The sequence below is a fragment of the Ruegeria sp. AH3 genome (assembly GCF_056536265.1).
This window is the reverse complement of record NZ_JBQFJL010000002.1, coordinates 122952-141578: the sequence shown is the minus strand read 5'-3', so window position 1 is coordinate 141578 and position 18627 is coordinate 122952. Positions and strand designations below refer to the sequence as shown.

The 18627-nt window shown below is 58.3% G+C and carries 14 protein-coding genes; 11 read left to right on the top strand and 3 right to left on the bottom strand.

Features of this window, described 5'->3' with window-relative positions; genetic code table 11:
- Window positions 1-5 precede the first annotated feature (5 nt).
- A complete protein-coding gene (locus ACR3EM_RS18225; protein ID WP_480472057.1) occupies window positions 6-923 on the bottom strand; it encodes a dihydrodipicolinate synthase family protein in 918 nt (305 codons plus the stop codon).
- A gap of 8 nt (window positions 924-931) precedes the next feature.
- On the bottom strand, window positions 932-1642 hold the full coding sequence (locus ACR3EM_RS18220; protein ID WP_480472056.1) for a GntR family transcriptional regulator: 711 nt from the start codon (window positions 1640-1642) through the stop codon (window positions 932-934).
- 234 nt (window positions 1643-1876) lie between these two features.
- Here ACR3EM_RS18220 and ACR3EM_RS18215 point away from each other — a divergent pair, with 234 nt between their 5' ends.
- The 7 genes from ACR3EM_RS18215 to pbfA all read left to right on the top strand — a co-directional run bounded on the left by ACR3EM_RS18215 (window position 1877) and on the right by pbfA (window position 11139).
- Window positions 1877-2827 (top strand): GlxA family transcriptional regulator, encoded by a 951-nt coding sequence (locus tag ACR3EM_RS18215; RefSeq protein WP_480472055.1) that lies wholly within the window; start codon window positions 1877-1879, stop codon window positions 2825-2827.
- 181 nt (window positions 2828-3008) lie between these two features.
- Entirely contained in the window at window positions 3009-3785 is a 777-nt protein-coding gene (locus ACR3EM_RS18210; protein ID WP_480472054.1) for a DeoR/GlpR family DNA-binding transcription regulator, read from the top strand.
- Window positions 3786-3870: 85 nt separating this feature from the next.
- Window positions 3871-5559 carry a Na/Pi cotransporter family protein gene (locus ACR3EM_RS18205; RefSeq protein WP_480472053.1) on the top strand — a complete coding sequence of 563 codons (1689 nt, stop codon included), beginning with the start codon at window positions 3871-3873 and terminating at the stop codon, window positions 5557-5559.
- 207 nt (window positions 5560-5766) lie between these two features.
- Entirely contained in the window at window positions 5767-6954 is a 1188-nt protein-coding gene (locus ACR3EM_RS18200; RefSeq protein ID WP_480472052.1) for a 2-aminoethylphosphonate--pyruvate transaminase, read from the top strand.
- A 22-nt stretch (window positions 6955-6976) separates the two neighbouring features.
- Window positions 6977-8224 (top strand): phosphonoacetate hydrolase, encoded by a 1248-nt coding sequence (phnA, locus tag ACR3EM_RS18195; RefSeq protein ID WP_480472051.1) that lies wholly within the window; start codon window positions 6977-6979, stop codon window positions 8222-8224.
- Window positions 8225-8241: 17 nt separating this feature from the next.
- Window positions 8242-9684, top strand: coding sequence for a phosphonoacetaldehyde dehydrogenase (gene phnY / locus ACR3EM_RS18190; protein ID WP_480472050.1), 1443 nt, complete (start codon window positions 8242-8244; stop codon window positions 9682-9684).
- A 99-nt stretch (window positions 9685-9783) separates the two neighbouring features.
- On the top strand, window positions 9784-11139 hold the full coding sequence (pbfA, locus tag ACR3EM_RS18185) for a (R)-1-hydroxy-2-aminoethylphosphonate ammonia-lyase (protein ID WP_480472049.1): 1356 nt from the start codon (window positions 9784-9786) through the stop codon (window positions 11137-11139).
- A gap of 25 nt (window positions 11140-11164) precedes the next feature.
- On the opposite strand, the gene ACR3EM_RS18180 is transcribed toward pbfA, so the two are convergent.
- Window positions 11165-12049 (bottom strand): LysR substrate-binding domain-containing protein, encoded by an 885-nt coding sequence (locus ACR3EM_RS18180; RefSeq protein ID WP_480472048.1) that lies wholly within the window; start codon window positions 12047-12049, stop codon window positions 11165-11167.
- A 263-nt stretch (window positions 12050-12312) separates the two neighbouring features.
- Here ACR3EM_RS18180 and ACR3EM_RS18175 point away from each other — a divergent pair, with 263 nt between their 5' ends.
- Genes ACR3EM_RS18175 through ACR3EM_RS18160 form a run of 4 tightly spaced genes read left to right on the top strand, consistent with a single transcriptional unit; the run spans window position 12313 to window position 18625 of the window.
- Window positions 12313-14766: a GcvT family protein gene (locus tag ACR3EM_RS18175; RefSeq protein WP_480472047.1), complete on the top strand. Its 2454-nt coding sequence runs from the start codon at window positions 12313-12315 to the stop codon at window positions 14764-14766.
- A 15-nt stretch (window positions 14767-14781) separates the two neighbouring features.
- On the top strand, window positions 14782-16302 hold the full coding sequence (locus tag ACR3EM_RS18170; RefSeq protein WP_480472046.1) for a trimethylamine methyltransferase family protein: 1521 nt from the start codon (window positions 14782-14784) through the stop codon (window positions 16300-16302).
- A 59-nt stretch (window positions 16303-16361) separates the two neighbouring features.
- The gene (locus ACR3EM_RS18165) at window positions 16362-17375 is read left to right on the top strand and encodes an Ldh family oxidoreductase (RefSeq protein WP_480472045.1); all 1014 of its coding nucleotides are present in this window, start codon (window positions 16362-16364) and stop codon (window positions 17373-17375) included.
- Window positions 17376-17386: 11 nt separating this feature from the next.
- Window positions 17387-18625 (top strand): NAD(P)/FAD-dependent oxidoreductase, encoded by a 1239-nt coding sequence (locus ACR3EM_RS18160; RefSeq protein ID WP_480472044.1) that lies wholly within the window; start codon window positions 17387-17389, stop codon window positions 18623-18625.
- Window positions 18626-18627 lie beyond the last annotated feature (2 nt).

Genomic DNA, 18627 nt, shown 5'->3' with positions numbered 1-18627 from the left:
GTCTATTATCCTTCTGCCACGATGTCGGCGATTTTGCGTTTCAACACACGCGTGACCTGTTCCAGCGCGCGTTTGTCATCCTTGTTCAACCCGCGCAGCGGTGGGCGCATGACGCCTGCATCGATCCCGTTCATGGTGACGCCATGTTTGATGGTCTGGATGAACTTGCCACCCTGTTCCAGCACGTGCATCAGCGGCAGCATCGCTGACATGATGCGGCGGCCTTTGTCGAAATTGCCCTCGACCACACAGGCATTGTAGAGCGCCACGTGTTCGGCAGGCAGGAAGTTCGACCCACCACAGACCCAAAAGGGCGCGCCCCAGGCGAAGAATTCCAGCGCCTGATCGTCCATGCCGCAGCCCAGCTGGATATGTGGATAGTCGCGTGCCAGCAGATGCACCCGATTGATATCGCCTGAGCTTTCCTTGATGCCGCAGAAATTGCGGCTGCGGCCGACGCGATCCAGAAACTCTTCGCCCATCATGGTGCCGGTGCGGTGTGGATAGTTGTACAGCATCACCGGTAGATCAGCGGCCTTGTCGATGGCCAGCGCGTTCAGCGCGTTTTCCCGATCGGTGGGCACCGAATAGGCCGGGCTGGCGAGCAGGATCGCATCCGCGCCAATCTCGCGCGCGCCAGCGGCCAGAGCGATCGAATCCGGTGTCATCATCGCGCCGGTCCCTACGACCAGCGGTAGACGACCCTGCAAACGCTGATGGGTGAACTTGGCCAGCTCCAGCCGCTCGGCCACGGTCTGGGAATAATTTTCGCCGGTCGATCCGCCTGAGATCAGGCCGTGCACGCCGTTTTCGATCAGGTATTCGATCACATCAGACAGGGCATCCCAATTGACGCTGCCATCTTCATGATAAGGGGTCACCACCGGGGTGTAGATCCCTTCAAACTTGAACAGGGGAGTCATTTACATCCTCATGCAGGGTTTTTGCGCGCCACTGTCCCCAGCGGCAGGTCAAGCCCGGTGGGCGTGACGAACAGCTCGATCTGGTCGCGCGAGAGATTCCAGTGATCGATGGCCAGCTGCGCAGCAGCCGCCTCATCACCTGCCTCGATGGCGGTGATGATGGCGTCATGCTGGGAGCTGGCTTCAGAGAGATTTTCAACCATCGTCGCATCTTGCGGACGGTAGAAGGTCATGCCGATCCGGGCGTGGTCGATCAACAGCCGTTTGAAGGATGGCAACAGATAGATGTTATCCGCCATATCTCCGGTAACCTCATGGAACCGGTTGTTCGCCATCGCCCGATCCGCACCCGAACCGGATCGCAGCGCCGTTTTGAATATGTCTTGCGCTTGCTTTAACTCATCTAATTGGGCGGGTTTTGCGTTCTTGGCGGCCAGCTGCAGGATGGCGCCGTAGATCATCGGTGCCGCTAGAAAAAAATCTCGCAGAGTGGTATAGGACATGCCAGAGACTCGCGCGCCCCGATTTTCCCGCAGCTCCACATAGCCTTCGCCTGCAAGCTGCCGGAACACCTCGCGCAACGGCGTGCGTGATATCTGAAACTCATCCGACAATGTCGCTTCGTCCAGATCCGCACCGGGGCTCATGGCCAGAGTCAGGATTTCGGTCTTGAGGTGTTCATAGAGTTCCGACTTCCGGCGCCGGGCTGCATCTTTCATCAAAACTGCTCCATTTCGTGGCTCCGAGTCTCTTGTGTGCGAGGTCGATTGCGCAGCCTTACAAGAAAATACAATTTGAGTACAATGAAAAAAATAGGAGTATGCAATTTCTTCCGAACGGGCTAAGCGACAGATTGGGATGTGCGTTCGCCGACAATCGCCAACCCCAAGGCTCACTCAAACCAGAGGACAGATATTTTTGCTGTCTGCTGGAATTCTGATACGAAGGTCACCATGTCCAAAACCCAGCATTTTACGTTCTTGCTGATCGAGGAGTTCTCTCATCTGGCCTTTTCCTGCGCGGTCGAGCCCCTGCGGATCGCCAATCTGGTTCAGGGCGAAGAGCTATATAAGTGGTCGATCTTGTCCGAGGATGGAGAAAGGGTAACCTGCTCCAACGGCATCGTGACGATTGTGGATGGGGGAATCTCGCACATCCCGAAATGTGATCGGCTGTTTGTTCTGTCCGGCATTAACATGCGCAACCACGTGACCCGCCCTTTATTGGGCGCGCTACGGCGTGAACGGGCGTTGGGAACTCCTATCGGGGCGTTGTGTTCGGGTTCCTGGCTATTGGCCGAGGCGGGTTTTCTGGATGGGTCAGAGGCTGCGATCCACTGGGAATATCATGACAGTTTCATGGAAGCTTTCCCCGAAGTGAATCTGGTGCGCAGCGTGTTCACGGCGGATGGCAAATACATCAGCGCGTCGGGGGGGACAGCGACTGCTGACCTGATGCTGCATCTAATCGAGCAGGATCACGGCCATGACCTGGCGGTCTCGGTGTCGGATCAGATGGTGTATAATGCCGTTCGCAATTCAACCGCTGAGCAGCGCGTTTCATTGCAGTCGCGTAACGGGATGCGCAACGCTCATCTGGCAAAGGCGATCCAGATCATGGAGCGGAACCTCGAAGCCCCGATTTCTCCGACTGAGATTGCGTCAGAACTTGGGATCTCCACACGCCAACTTGAGCGACTATTCGGAAAATTCCTGAATGCGTCGCCGAAGAAGTATTTCATGGAGATGCGACTGGATCGAGCTCGGAAGTTGCTGCTGCAGACTGAGGCTTCTGTCACGGATGTCGCGATCGCTTGTGGATTTGAGAACCCCGGGCATTTCTCGCGGGTGTACCGCGCCAATTTCGGCATCACGCCACAGATGCAGAAAAACAAGATTGATTGAAATGCTGCTATGCCCACAAAACAGCAGGTGAATCCTGCGATTTGCGGGTTTGACGCCTGACTCTGGTCAGGATACGAATTCTTAGCCTGTGTTTATGTGGGTATTTTTGTCATAATCCAACAATTATGTGGACTTCTTTAGCTATTTTGTTACACCCGTCCTTCAAGGATGGAATAATTAGATGACGGACCAGTTCTCTCTCACGCCGCGAGAGATGCAATTGCTAGAAGCCTTACGTAGCCTCGGAGGCGATGCGCGCAACGCCGAGTTGGCGAGTTTTCTTGATGTTTCGGAAGAAACGATCCGGCGTACGGTCAAGTCGCTCTCCAAGCGTGGTCTGATTTCGCGCGCCCACGGTGCCGCGCGCCTGACCGGGGCGCAGCATGATACTAATTACTTCCAGCGACTGGGTGCGCATATCAACGAAAAGCGCAGGATTGCTGAAGCAATCGCAGATCTGGTTCCCGATGGCGCATTTCTGTTTTTGGATGTTGGAAGCACCACGGCCTTCGTGGCCGAAGCATTGCGAGGCAAAAGTAGCCTCAGGGTAGTCACTAATTCCTCGAACGTGGCGCACACGCTGCTTGCGCGTCAGGGCAACCGCGTGTTTCTGCTGGGCGGCGAGATGCATCGTGACAGTCTGGGCGCGTTCGGCTTCGTCGCGGAAAGTCAGGCCAGACGGTATCTTTATGATTTTGCTATCCTCAGCGCGGATGCCTTGAGCGCCAAGGCGGGCTTCATGTATCTCGACCCGTCGGAAGCTGAGCTTGCTGCCGTCGTCGCGGAGCGTGCCGAGATGACGATCATGGCGATGGTTCATCAGAAACTCGGGGCTCTCGCCCCACATCAAGGGCTTGATCCACGGCTGATTTCGAAACTCGTGATCGATGCTGAGCCGGGAAAGAAGCTGTCCGCCAGGCTGGAGCATTGGCAGATCGAAGTTGAGGTGGCCGCCTGATGTCACTGACCTCTTTATCAGAAATTAGGAAATACGGAGCAGACCAAAAAGCCCGCATTTCAAACCGGCAGAAAGATCGCGCAGAATGGCAATTTTAGTATTCTTGACGCAACTGGCCGGTGCCACAATGCTCTTGCTGTTTGCGGTTCGTATGGTCCGCACCGGGATCGAGCGCAGCTATGGCGCGTCGTTTCAGCGGGTGCTGACGCGGAATGAAAGCATGGTGGGTTCGAGCCTTACCGGCCTGCTGTTGGCGGTAGTGCTGCAATCGTCGGCGGCGGTTGCGCTGCTGGCCTCGGGCTTTGCCGCCGGTGGATATCTGGCCTTTCCCGCCGGTCTGGCTGTTGTGCTGGGCGCGGATCTGGGCTCGGCACTTGTGATCCAGATTCTGTCGTTCCGACTGGATTGGTTGGTTCCGCTATTGCTGGCAGTAGGCGGCTGGCTGTTCGTCAAGACCGAACGCAAGAAGCCGCGCCAGATCGGGCGCATTCTGATGGGGATTGCCTTTATCCTGATCTCGCTGCGGTTCCTGCGCGAGGCAATGGATCCGATCCGTGACAGCGCCTTCCTGCCTGCAATCGCCGACTATCTGGTGCGTGATTACGTGACTGCATTTCTTGTCGGCGGTGCTCTGGCATTTGTCATGCACAGCTCGGTGGCGGCAATCCTGATGTGTGTCACATTGGTGCAAATCGGTGCGTTGCCATTTTCCGCCGGTCTGTCCCTTGTTCTGGGGGCGAATATGGGCAGTGCGCTGATACCTGTCTGGCTGACCCGTGGTATGGAGGCGCGCGCCCGTCGCATCCCCTTTGCCAATCTGGCGTTGCGCGGGGTTTGGGCGGTGCTCTGTCTGTTTGCTGCAAATCTGGCTTTGCGTTCCGGGTTGGTAAGTGGCGATTACCAAGGTCAGATGCTGGTGAACGCGCATCTTATGTTCAATGCCTCTTTGCTGATCCTGTCGCTGCCGTTCTGCACGTTGCTACAACTTCCGTTCGAACGCCTCTTCCCCGATGCTGCGCCAAACAGTCAGGCCGATCCGCTGGCGCGCCCGGTCAGCGCGTTGGATCCCGGCTTGGTTGAAACGCCGACACTGGCCGTCTCGGCGCTCAAGCGTGAGCTTCTGCGCATGGCTGATTTGGTGCAGATGATGTTCAGCCCCTTGCTTGGCCTTTACCGATCTGGCGATGAAGAACAGATCAAGGCCATTCAGGATATCGATCTGGATGTGAACCAGTGCCTGACGGATATTCGCACCTTCGTGGCCTCATTGCCGTCCGAGAACATGGACTCCCGGCATGCGGATGTTGCCCGCGACGTGCTGGAATACGCGGTGCGTCTTGAAACGGCAGGGGACGTTGTGGCCAAACGACTGACCGTGCTGGCATCGGAGTTGCGCGAGAGCGGTAAGCAGTTCTCGCCGGAAGGCTGGGCGGAACTGCAGGAGATGCACGAAAAAATCCTTGCGAATCTCAAACTGGCAACGAACGTGATCCTCTCGGAAGACCTTGAGAGCGCGCGTCTGCTAAATCTCGAAAAGACAGAGATCAAACGGGCCGAGCGTGACAGTCGCAAGCGGCATTTCCGCAGGTTGCAGAACGGTATGATCGACAGCTTTGAAACCAGCGATGTGCATCTCGAGACCCTGCGCGCATTGCGCGAGTTCAACAGTCATATCGCAGCGATCTCGACACCGATTCTGTATTCGAATGGCCAGTTGCTGGAAACGCGGTTGATTGAAACCTTGTCGCAACGAGAACGCGAAGCGGAGACCTGAGAGCCACCTGCGTTTCGCAAGATTTTCGGTCGTATATCGGCGCTGCTTTGCCCACATTTTGGTCCACGTCGCGCATTTGCGGGGCGGCTTTTTTGCGGCCGCTCGACATCTATAAATAAATCCTATGATAAGATTGATATTATCGATTTTACATATGGGCCTCCGGATTGCAAAGGGTTGATCACAACGCGGTATCGGAGGTGAAGGATGAACAGAAGTGACCGGAAGATTGAAGCACCCCGTTTGGGTGAAGCTTATCTTCTGACGCCGGGGCCTTTGACGACATCTTATCCGGTGAAACAGGCGATGCTGCAGGACTGGGGCAGCTGGGACGAAGATTTCCGCGCGATGACGCGCGAGATGCGCAGCCGGTTGCTGGCGTTGCTGGGCGAGGGTGCCGAAGAGTTTGACTGCGTTCCGATGCAAGGCTCGGGCAGCTTTGCGGTTGAGGCGATGTTGGCGGCGTTCATTCCGCGGGATGGCAAGGCGCTGGTACTGGCGAACGGGGCTTATGGTCAGCGTTCGGCGCAGACGCTGGCCTATCTGGGACGCGATCATGTGGTGCTGGACAAAGGCGATTACTTGCCGCCGCGAGGGTCGGAAGTGGCCGAGATTCTGGCCCAGGATCCTGCGATCACCCATGTAGTTGCGATCCATTGCGAGACCTCATCGGGTATTCTGAACCCGGTCGAGGAGATTTCGGAAGCCGTCTACGGGGCAGGGCGCAAGCTGCTGATCGACTCGATGTCGGCCTTTGGCGCGATTGAACTCATGCCGTCTGAGATTCGGTATGAAGCGATGGTTTCCTCCGCCAATAAATGCATCGAGGGCGTGCCAGGCTTTGGCTTCATTATCGCCCGCAAGGATGAACTTGAGGCGGCCAACGGCAACAGCCACTCGCTGTCTCTGGATGTGCACGCGCAATGGGCGCATATGGAAAAGACCGGCCAGTGGCGGTTCACGCCGCCGACCCATGTGGTTGCGGCCTTCCTTGAAGCGCTGCGCGCGCATGAGGCCGAAGGCGGTGTTGCAGGCCGTGGCGCACGCTATGCTCACAACCGCGATGTAATGGTCGCGGGCATGCGCGAGCTGGGCTTCGAGACCTTGCTGCAGAACCGCTGGCTGAGCCCGATCATCGTGACGTTCTTCTGCCCTGCGGACGAGAACTTCGTCTTTGACCGCTTTTATGAGCTGATGAAGGACAAAGGCTTTATCATCTATCCCGGCAAGCTGACGGTTGTGGACAGTTTCCGCGTCGGCTGCATCGGGCAAATGGATGAACATGTGATGCGGCAGGTTGTGGCCGCCGCCAAGGACAGCCTGGCCGAGATGGGGGTCGCGAGCGCGGCGCCTCCGGCACGGGCACTGGAAGAACGCGCCAAACTGGCCGCCTGAAAAGACAAAGGACACTCCTCAAATGACCATCCATACCCCTGTGACCGCGAATGAGCGCGTCTATCCCGCGCCAAAAGTTCCGGCCATCGCCATCTGTCTGGACGGCTGTGAGCCGGAATATCTGGAAGTGGCCATCGCCAAGGGCCTGATGCCGACGCTCAAGCGCATCCGCGAGACTGGCACCGACCGACTGGCGCATTCGGTGATCCCCAGCTTCACCAACCCAAACAACCTGTCCATCGCCACCGGTCGTCCACCGATCGTGCATGGCATCTGCGGCAACTACCTGATCGATCCCGATAGCGGCGAAGAGGTGATGATGAACGATGTGCGTTTCCTGCGCGCACCGACCATCTTCTCGCAGTTCTACGAGGCGGGTTATCGCGTTGCCATGGTCACCGCCAAGGACAAGCTACGCGCACTGCTGGGTGCGGGCCTCAAGTTTGACGAAGACCGCGCGGTGGCGTTTTCCTCGGAGCGCTCGGGTGAGACCACAAAGGCGGAACACGGCATCGATAATGCCAGCGCGTGGCTGGGCATGGATGTCCCCGAGGTCTATTCGGCAGAGCTGTCGGAATTTGTATTCGCCGCGGGCGTGAAGCTGCTGAAAGAGTTCAAGCCTGACATCATGTACCTGTCGACCACCGACTACATCCAGCACAAGTTCGCCCCCGAACAGCAGGGCGCTTTGGACTTTTACGCCATGTTCGACAAATACCTCGCGCAGTTGGATGAGCTGGGTGCGGCCATTGTCGTCACTGCAGACCACGGCATGAAGCCCAAGCATAACGCAGCGGGCGAGCCCAATGTGATCTATGCGCAGGACCTGATGGACGAATGGCTGGGCGAGGGTCAGGCCCGTGTGATCCTGCCGATCACCGACCCTTATGTGGTTCACCACGGTGCGCTTGGAGCTTTTGCCACCGCCTATCTGCCCGAAGGTGCGGACCGCACGGACATCATGACGAAACTTGAAGCACGGGATGAGCTTATCCTTGTCATCGACAAGGAAGAGGCGATCCGCCGCTTTGAACTGCCCGCCGACCGGATCGGCGATATCGTGATGATCTCGGGCGAGAACATGACCATTGGCACCTCGGCAGACCGCCACGATCTGGCCGCGCTGAAAGAGCCGCTGCGCAGCCATGGCGGCTTGACCGAGCAGGAAGTGCCCTTCATCGTCAACCGCGTGATTGACCTGCCGGGCCAACCCGAGGAACTGCGCAACTTCGATGCATTCTTCTATGCCACCACGGCGGCGGCGCAGTAACTATGAAAGATCAGGCAATGACTGAGATCAGAAACGAAGGGATGCGCATCGGCGGCGAGATCGTCTTTACTGACGAGACCGTGCCAGTTCTCTATCCCTACACCAATGAGGTGATCGGCCATGTCCCCGCGGGCAAGGCCGAGCACGCCCGCCGCGCGTTCGAGATCGCGGCAAACTACAAATCCAAGCTGACCCGGTACGAGCGCAGCCAGATCCTGCAACGGGCCGGAGAGCTGATCGGTGAGCGCCGTGAGTATCTGGCCAAATGGCTGGTGCTGGAGCTGGGCATCTGCCACCAGCACGCGATCTACGAGACCAAACGTGCGCAGGATGTCTATCAGTTCGCCGCTGCCGAGGCGCTGAAGGATGATGGCGAGATCTTCTCGTGCGACCTGACCCACAATGGCAAGGATCGCAAAATCTTCACCACGCGGGAACCTGTGGGCGCGATCAGCGCGATCACGCCGTTCAATCACCCGCTGAACATGGTCAGCCACAAGATCGCGCCGTCGATTGCGTCGAACAACTGCATGGTCTGCAAGCCGACGGAACTGACGCCGCTGACGGCGCTGACGCTGGCGGATATCCTCTATGAGGCGGGTCTGCCGCCCGAGATGTTCCAGGTGGTCACTGGCTGGCCGCAGGACATTGGTGAAGAGATGATCGTCAATGAAAACATCGACATCATCACCTTCACCGGCGGCGTGCCAGTGGGCAAGATGATCGCGGCCAAGGCGGTTTACAAACGTCAGGCGCTGGAGCTGGGCGGCAACGACCCGCTGATCGTTCTGAACGACCTCAACGATGCCGATCTGGACAAGGCTGCGACCATTGCGGTGGCCGGTGCCACCGGCAACTCGGGCCAGCGCTGCACTGCGATCAAACGCATTCTGGTGCAGGAGAGCGTGGCTGACAAGTTCGTGCCGCTGGTGCTGGAGAAGGCGAAGAAGATCAAGTTCGGCGATCCACAAGACCCCGAGACCGAACTGGGCTGCGTCATCCACGACAAGGCGGCAGAGCTCTTTGAGAACCGCGTTTATATGGCCGAGAAGGAGGGGGCAGAAATCCTCTATCATCCCGGCCGTCAAGGCGCGCTGCTGCCCCCCATCGTGGTCGACAAGGTCCCCCATGACAGCGAGTTGGTGATGGAGGAAACCTTTGGCCCCATCATCCCCATCGTTCGCGTGCAGGACAATGATGAGGAGGTCATGGCGATCTCGAACTCCACTGAATTCGGCCTGTCCTCAGGTGTCTGCACCAACGACCTGAACCGCGCAATTGCCTTTATCAACGGGCTGAACGTGGGCACCTGCAACATCTGGGAACAACCCGGATACCGCATCGAAATGTCCCCCTTCGGCGGCATCAAAGACTCCGGGAACGGCGTCAAAGAAGGTGTTATCGAGGCGATGAAGTTTTTCACTAATGTGAAGACATATTCGATGCCGTGGCCAAGGTAGGGGCATAGAGGAAAGTCTGAACCTCTCACCACGGCGCGAGGCCCGTCATGGGGCCTCGCGCTGTCGATCTCTGCGGATCAAATCAAAATCGAGGATGATATGTCTGTCAGAATTACCCACACCGAAGGCGAGTCCAACACTTCGGGTGCGCGTAAATCGTGGCAAAAGTCCTCAATCGGGCCACGATCTGCGCCTTTGCTGAAACGCGACGCGGATGTGTTCCTGCATCAAAGCCTGTCCAGTCCCTGTGTGAACACTATTGCCAAGGCCGAAGGCATCTGGATCGAGGATCTGGATGGCCGCCGGTATATGGATTTTCACGGCAACTCGGTCCATCATATCGGCTATGGCCACCCACGCCTGGTCGAAGCGATCAAGACGCAGCTGGATGACCTGCCATTTGCACCGCGCCGGTTCACCAACGATCCGGCGGTGGAGCTGGCCGAAAAACTGGCTGAAATCGCGCCCGGTGACCTTGGAAAGACGCTATTCACCACCGGTGGTTCAGACGCCAATGAAGTGGCTCTGAAAATTGCGCGCGCCGCGACTGGCCGGTTCAAGACAGTCAGCTTCTGGGATGCATTTCACGGGGCCGGTTTCGGTGCGGCGTCGGTGGGAGGTGAGGCGACCTTCCGCAGTCACATCGCGGGGCCTTTGATTCCTGGGGCCGAACATGTCGCGCCTTTTGCCTGTTATCGCTGCCCTTATAACCATGCGGGTCCCGAAACCTGCGGTCTGGCCTGCGCCAAGATGGTCGAATACGTCTTTGAGCGCGAAGGCGATATCGCCGCCGTCATCGCGGAACCGATGCGGGCAGTGCCCTATGTCCCCCCGGCGGGCTTCTGGCAAGCGGTACGCGAGGCGTGCAACAAACACGGCGCGCTGCTGATCATGGATGAAATTCCCACGGGTCTGGGCAAAACAGGCAAGATGTTTGCTTTTCAGCATGACGACATCGTGCCCGACATCGTGACCCTTGGCAAAGCACTGGGCGGAGGCATCCTGCCCATCGCTGCCTGTGTCGCACGCCGCGATCTCGATGTGTGCGGAGATTTTGCCATCGGGCACTATACGCATGAGAAGAACCCGGTCACGGCCCGCGCTGCTCTAACCACCATCCAGATCATTGAGGAAGAAGGGCTTGTCAATCGCGCCGCCGATTTAGGTGCCCACGCGATGGACCGGCTTGAAAGCGAATTGGCGCAGGTTGAGATCGCAGGCGATATCCGCGGGCGCGGCCTTATGTTCGGGATCGAGATCGTCAAAAACCGTGCCACCCGCGAAGCCGACAATGCCTGCGCTGAGCGTATCTACTATGCCTGCCTGAACGCTGGGGTCAGTTTTAAGATCAGCCAGGGCTGCGTGCTGACTCTATCCCCGCCATTGACCATTGGGCGGGACGATCTGGATCAGGCGCTGAATATTGTCATCACCGCAATTCGGGATCAGATCTGACGCCGTGGGGTCGCACGTTTTGTCATTAGCGCAGCTGTGCCGGTCGGTGCGCGTTTGGCTTGTCGGCCTCAGAGAGCCAGTCAAACAGCACCTTGGCGCGATCCGAGGCCTGATTGTGCAAGACGACATAGAAATCCAATGGAGACGAAACCGTCTCGGGTATGAGTTTGACCAGCTTGCCTGATGCGATCAGCTCGGACGTAAGACCTTCCCAACCCAACACTGCCCCCATGTCATCCTGCGCGGCCTGCAGTGCGATGACATAGTTGTTGACGCGGTGCGCGGCCTTCAGTTTCGCCGTGTGCCCGAGCGCGCGTAGCCATTCCTGCCAATCTGTCCAGCCACTGTCAGCCGCTTCAAGATAGATCAGGGGGATATCCGCGACGTCCGCAGGAGACCCAAGCTGATGTTGCTCGGCAAAACGCGGGCTGCCAAGGGCCATGATCTGGTCGTGAAACAGGGCACGGCAAAGGCCGGAATCCTGATCCATGTGACCGTAATGGATGCTCAGGTCGCAATCGGATGGGCTGATGTCCTGATCGCTGACGATCTGGGCCACCGAGATATGCGGATGGCTTTTCCAGAACTGCGCCAGACGGGGTGTCAGCCATAGCGAGCTGACTGCTGTGGTTGAACGTATCGTAACCGATGACCGCCCGTGATGTGCCCGCAGTTGCCCAACGGCCTCGTTGATACCCTCAAAACCGCGTTGCAAAGCCACCAGCAAGTAAGCCCCGCTTTCCGATAGTTCGACACCACGGTGAAAGCGATGGAAAAGATCGCAGCGCAGCTCCTGTTCAAGGCTTTTGATCTGATGGCTCACGGCCGCAGGGGTCACGTTCAACTCTTTTGCTGCGGCTTTGAAGCTGACGTGGCGCGCGGCAGCTTCAAAACTGACCAAAGACGTCATCGGAGGCATATCGTAAGGTCGTTTGGGCAATTTCACCTCGTATAACGTCTGCTACGGTTGCTTGTATTACAAGCACAGAGTGTAGTTTAGAGTTATTTCAAGTAATCCAAGGTGAGATTTTTTGCAATTGCGCAGATCGCAGGACCAACCAGAATAAGGCCGATTCACAAAGGGCGTTGTGGAGCTGTGCCTGACGATTCCTGTACAGAAACGAAAACTATGGTGACACCGGCGTTGCCAAAGAGCTTTTGAAGGAAAACAAAATGAAATCACATGCCAAAGTGGTGGTTGTCGGAGGCGGGTGCGTCGGGGCCTCGATCCTCTATGGGCTGACCGAGCATGGATGCTCGGACGCGGTTATGCTGGAGCGGACTACGCTGACCTCTGGTTCGACATGGCACGCGGCCGGTTTGCTTGTGACTTTCGTGCGCTCGCACAACGTGTCGAAGATGACGATGGAAACCATCCGCATCTATACCGAGGTAGAAGAGAAGATGGGCAGCTCGGTCGGGCTGCGGAAGGTCGGCCAGCTGCGAGTGGCCAATACCGAAAAGCGCTGGGATGAGTTCCAGTCCTATATCTCGATCGCCGAAGCCGCTGGGGTGCCCTGCAAGCTGCTGACCCCGGAAGAGATTGCCGAGGTGCATCCGCTGCTGAACCAGAGCCCGGATATCCGAGGCGGAATTTTGCACACCGAGGACGGCTATGTGAACCCAGCCGATATCACCATGGCGCTGGCCAAGCTGGCGCGTGATGCGGGGGCGACTGTCTACCAGAATACCGAGGCTCAGGCTTATGAGAAGCTTGAGAATGGTCATTGGAAAGTGACCACCAATCAGGGCGAGATCACGTGTGAGCATCTGATCTTTGCGACCGGGAATTACGCCCGCGAAAATGCGCGCCGCGTGGGGCTGGATCTGCCCTGTATCCCGATTGTCCATCAGTACTGGACGACCGAGACTGTGCCGCTTCTGAAAGAGCGCAGGGCGCAGGGTCTGCCTGAATTCCCGATCCTGCGGGATGAGGATTACGGCGCTTATCTGCGCGAAGATGTGGGCGGCATCCAGTTCGGCCCCTATGAGTTCACCAAAGACCTCAAACTGTTTGCCGAAGACCGCGTGCCGCCTGAGTTCGGGGCCGACCTGTTGCCCGAAGATTTCGATGCGGTGGAAACTCAGTGGGAGCGCGCCATTGAACGCGTACCCACTTTGGGAGAGGTCGGAATCAAGGCCAACACCCGTGGTCCGTTCCAGATGACCCCGGACGAGCTGCCTCTGGCTGGTCCCGCACCGGGGCACGAGAACCTGTGGCTGGCCGAAGGCATGCCCGGCGGCATCCTGTGGGGCGGCACTGTCGGCAACCGTCTTGCCAAGTGGATCGTCGATGGCGATCCAGGTATGGACATGTCGGAACTCGATCCGCGCCGGTTCTCGGACTACGCGTCGAAACGATGGACCATGGACAAGGTGCGCGAGACCTGGGGCACGCACATGGATGCGCACGTACCGGGCGAGGATTTTCCTAATGCGCGTCCGATGAAGACCGTGGGCAGCTATGATCTTCTGACTGCTCAGGGCGCGGTCTGGACCAGTTTCAATGGCTACGAATTCCCGCGCTGGTTTGCCAAATCGCCCGAAGAGGCAATCCCTGAACACAGCTTCCGACGCACCAACCATATGGAACTGGTGCAGGAAGAGGTGCGCCGCACGCGCGAAGAGGCTGGGTTCATCGAAATGTCCCCGATGACCAAATTCACCGTACGCGGGCCGGGGGCCGCTAAATGGTTGGACAGTTTGATGGCTAACAAGCTGCCCAAAGTGGGCCGCATGACCCTGTCGCTGATGCTGAATGAAAAAGGCGGCATGGATGCGGAGTATACCGTTGTGCGGTATGCCGAGGATGACTTCTATCTGATCTCTACCCCGAATTGGCGCGCCTATAACTGGGATCAGATGCAGCGTTTGTTGCCCAAAGATGGCTCGGTCATCATGGAAGATATCTCGGAGCAACTGGGCGTGATCGCTCTGGCCGGACCCAAGATACGTGAGATCCTGCAGCCCCTGACCGACAACGATCTGTCGAACGAGGCTTTCCCGTGGCTTTCGGCACAGATGGGAGAGGTGGGTTATGCCAAGGGTGTGCACCTGTTGCGTGTCTCGTACACCGGTGAGTTGGGATGGGAATTGCACCATCCGGTCGGATATAACCGCCATCTTGTTGATCTGTTGCTGAAGGCGGGCGTGAAGCCATTTGGCCTCGAGGCATTGGAGTCGATGCGCCTTGAGAAATCCTATCGCGCGATCAACCGTGAGATCTGCAAGGATCTGACGCCATACGAGGCAGAATTGGGCCGGTTCGTGGCCATGACCGAAAAGGTTGGCGGGCAGGTTTGTGAACGGGACTTCATTGGCAAAGCGGCGCTACAGAAACAGCAGGAAGAGGGTGGATACAATACCTTGGTCACGCTGAAGCTGCCGTTCTGCGACACCTCGGTGATGTTCGACGAAGGCGTTTATGCCGATGGCAAGCTCATCGGGCGGGTCACTTCTGGTGGGTTCTCGTACTATTGCAACCATGACATCGCGATGGCGCTGGTGCCGCAGGATATGACGGCGCCCGGCACCAGGATGCAGGTGCTGATTCACAATGAAATGCGCGAGGCAGAAGTGATCGACACCTGCGCCGTTGACCCCACCAGCGCCCGTGCGCGCGCCTGATCCGGAGGATTTGAAATGGCAGAAGCAAGAGCACGCTCAGGCCGTGGCGGAGGGCGCGCGGCACGGGTTCAGGCCCGCACCAACCCGCCTCCGGTCTACTTGTCGACGCTGAACCGCAAGGTTGGCCCGATTGATCTGCTCGGCCCCGAAGGCGTCGAGAAGATCCACAACGCTGCGATGACGATCCTGGAAACCACCGGCATCGAGTTCCGCGATCCCGTCGCCTTGGCTGACTGGAAGAAATACGGTGCCGATGTGCAAGGCGAACGCGTGCGTATCGGGCGTGAGATGTTGATGGACCTGATCTCGGCTGTTCCGTCGGAATGGGGCTATGCTGCGCGCAACCCGGATCGCTCATTGCGGGTGGGTAACCAGCATTCGGTGTTTGCCAACGCCTACGGGGCACCATTTGTCTATGGTCTGGACGGCGTGCGCCGTCCCTCGGTGCTGGAAGATGCCCATAACTTCTTCAAGCTCAGCCAGATGAGCCAGTCGATGATGGTGCCCGGTATTCTGCCGGTGGAGCCGCAGGATGTTCCAGTGCCGCAACGCCATCTGGAGCTTGTTCACGCCGCGCTCACACTGACAGACAAGCCGATCAAAGGCTCGGTCCTGTCTGAGCAGGCGGCACGCGATTCAGTTGAGATGGCGCGCATCGTGTTCGGCGTGGATTTCGTGGACGAGAACGTGGTGATGGCCGCCCTGTTGAATTGCAACACGCCTCTGGTCTGGGATGAGACCATGTTGCAGAGCCTGCGCGTCTATGCGGCGGCCAACCAGCCCTGTCTGCTTTCGCCCTTTGTTCTGGCCGGTGCCAGCACACCTGCAAGCCCGCAGGGGGGTGTGGCGCTGCTGATTGCGGAATCTCTGGCGGGCATGGCTTATAGCCAGATCATACGGCGCGGAGCTCCGATGGTGCTTGGTGTCGCGATCATGGGTGTATCAATGAAGACAGGCGCGCCGATGATGGGCTCACCTGAACCCGGTCTGATGAACTTACTGGTGGGGCAGATGGCACGGTTCTACGGGGTGCCGTGGCGAACTTGTACGATGTGGACCGGATCGAAGTCACCGGACATGCAAGCCGCGTTTGATACCGCAAACACCATGTGGCCGGTGCTGCTGGGCGGCGCGAACTATATTGTCCATTCGGCGGGGTTCCTTGAGGGCGCGCTGGGCGTAAGTTATTCCAAATGGGTGCAGGACGCGCTGCAGCTGGAAAACTTCCACCGCTTCTTTAGCGGCTTGCAAGATGAGAATCTGGATGCGCTTCTAGGCGATATTGATCAGATCGGACCCGGCGGGCACTTTTTGGGAACCGACCACACGCGCGAAAATCCGATGCATATGAACCACCTGCAAAACAACGATAGTTTTGAACAGTGGGAAGCTGAGGGTTCGAAAACGGCTGAGATTGTCGGCACGGAAGAAGCAGAGCGTATGCTGAGAAACTATGTTCAGCCTCCGATGCCCGACGATCGACGCGGGGCGCTGGACGAGTTTGTCGCCAAAAAACGTGCGGAATACAGCGCGTGACGCGATAACAAGAGGCACATCGGTGCCTCTTTCAGCCACACAAGGACAGGATTCAGCGAATGACCGAAATCTCGACGAAAACGCTCTCACTTCAAGAGGTGCGGGAGTTTGCCAAATCCGTCCTTGTGGCTGCCGGGATGGACGATGGGGGCAGTGAGCTGATCTCTGAGATCGTCACCAAATCCGAGCGTGATGGACCGCGCAGCCATGGTTTGCGCATGCTGCCGGTCTATGTACAAAGCTTCACCTCGGGCTATGCCAACCCCGCCGCCAATCCCAAAGTCGAACGCATCGCACCCGGTGTGCTGCGCGGAGATGCAGATAACGGCTATTACCAGATTGCTGCGGCGTTGGCTCTGGACGAGCTGATCGGAATGGCCCGCGAGAACGGCATCGCAGCGTTTACTTGTGCCAACAGCCATCACCTTGCCGGTTTGCGCTTTGATACCGAACCGCTGGCTGAGGCCGGGTTGGTTGCGCTGGGCGTCGTGAACTCTCTGTCGATGGTGGTGCCGCAGGGTGGTGTGCGCCCGGTCTTCGGTACCAACCCGATGTCGTTTGCCTGTCCGCGCGAAGGCGCGGCGCCGATTGTCTGGGATCAGGCGTCTTCGATGGTGGCATTGATGGATATCCGCATGGCCGCGGCCGAAGGGCACGACCTGCCGCATGCAGCCGGGCTCGACCCCGAAGGCCAACCCAGCACCGATCCGAACGCCATCCTCGAAACCCGTAGCCTGTTGCCATTTGGCGAGCATAAAGGGGCCGCGATTGCCTTCTTGATCGAGGTTATGGGAGCAGCCTTGGCAGGGGGCACTCTGTCGGTCGATAACGCAGATCGCGAAGCGCACGGAGCGCTGAATATCAAGGGCGGATCCACCTTGATTGCCATTGACCCGAAACGGTTCGGGAACGCAGCGTTTGACGACTACGTCAAGCGTATCTGCGCCGAGATCGAAGGCAACGGCGCGGCCCGAGTGCCCGGCGATGGACGGTTGAAGAACCGTGCTGCATCAGAAGCCGAGGGCGTTCGCGTCAGCACCGAATTGCTATCTCAACTGGATGCGCTGCGGTAAAGGGTTACGAAATGACGGGCGTGGTGGTAATCGGCGGTGGCGTCGTGGGCATTTCCTGTGCCTTGGCGCTGCAATCGCAGGGGCATGCGGTCACGGTTGTTGAACCCGGGCCGGTCGGTGAAGGGGCCAGTTGGGCCTCGTGCGGGTGCATCGCTGTTGGTGAAGTTGTGCCTTTGTCCCAACCGGGCATGCTGATGAAAGTCCCCGGTTGGTTGCTGCATCCGGAGGGGCCATTGGCCCTGCGTCCGGCTTCAACTCTTCGTCTGCTGCCATGGTTTGCTCGTTTCGCTGCCAATGCGCGCCCCGCCAAGATGCGGGCCATCGCGGCAGATTTGGCGCGCCTGACCTTTGCCGCCACCGATGATTTCAAGGCTCAGCTGGCAGATATCGGTCAGCCAGAACTTCTGGTTGAGCGACCGGTGATCAAGCTGTTTGACGATGATACCGATCGCGCAACCATGGCAGCAGCTTTCGATCTGGCACGAGAGTTGGGGTGCACGATAGATGAGGTTTCTGGCCGCGAGGCTCATGACATTGATCCCGCCATTGCGCCTGATTTCAAACACGCTGCTCTGCTGCGTGACTGGAGTTTCGTGACCGACCCCAAGAAGCTGGTCGAAGCGCTGCATCGGGCCCTTGTCAGCCGCGGCGGCACGGTTGCGCATGGCGCGGCAGATACTTTTCAGCGCGAGGGCCGAACGGTTAAAGCCGTAAAACTTCGCGATGGCCAAGCCTTGCAAGCGGATGAGTTTGTCCTCGCGGCGGGCACGCATTCGCGTTACCTAGCGCAGCAATTGGGCGTTTCGATCCAGCTGGAAGGCGTTATCGGCTATTCCACCGCGCTGCACGATACTGGCTGCGATCTGGCGCACACAGTTTTTTACGCCAAGGGCGGTTTCGGTATTACGCCTTATGAGGATGCGCTGGCAGTGGCCGGAACCATCGAATTTGCCGAGCTGACAGCGAAACCAAATTGGAACCGCGCAGACATTCTGGTCAAGCGCGCGAAACGCGTGCTTCCGGACCTTAGAGTCGAAAATGCCGAACGTCGCATGGGTCGTCGCCCGTTCACTCCGGATACACGACCCATTATCGGGCGCAGCGGACGGTTGGCGAACGTCACCTTCGCCACCGGACATGGCCAGTTGGGGCTGACCCTGGGTGCAACAACCGGGCGTCTGGTTGCGGATGAGATCGCGGGTCGGAGGCCGGGGATCGACCTTCAGGCGTTTAGCCCCGACAGGTTCTGAGG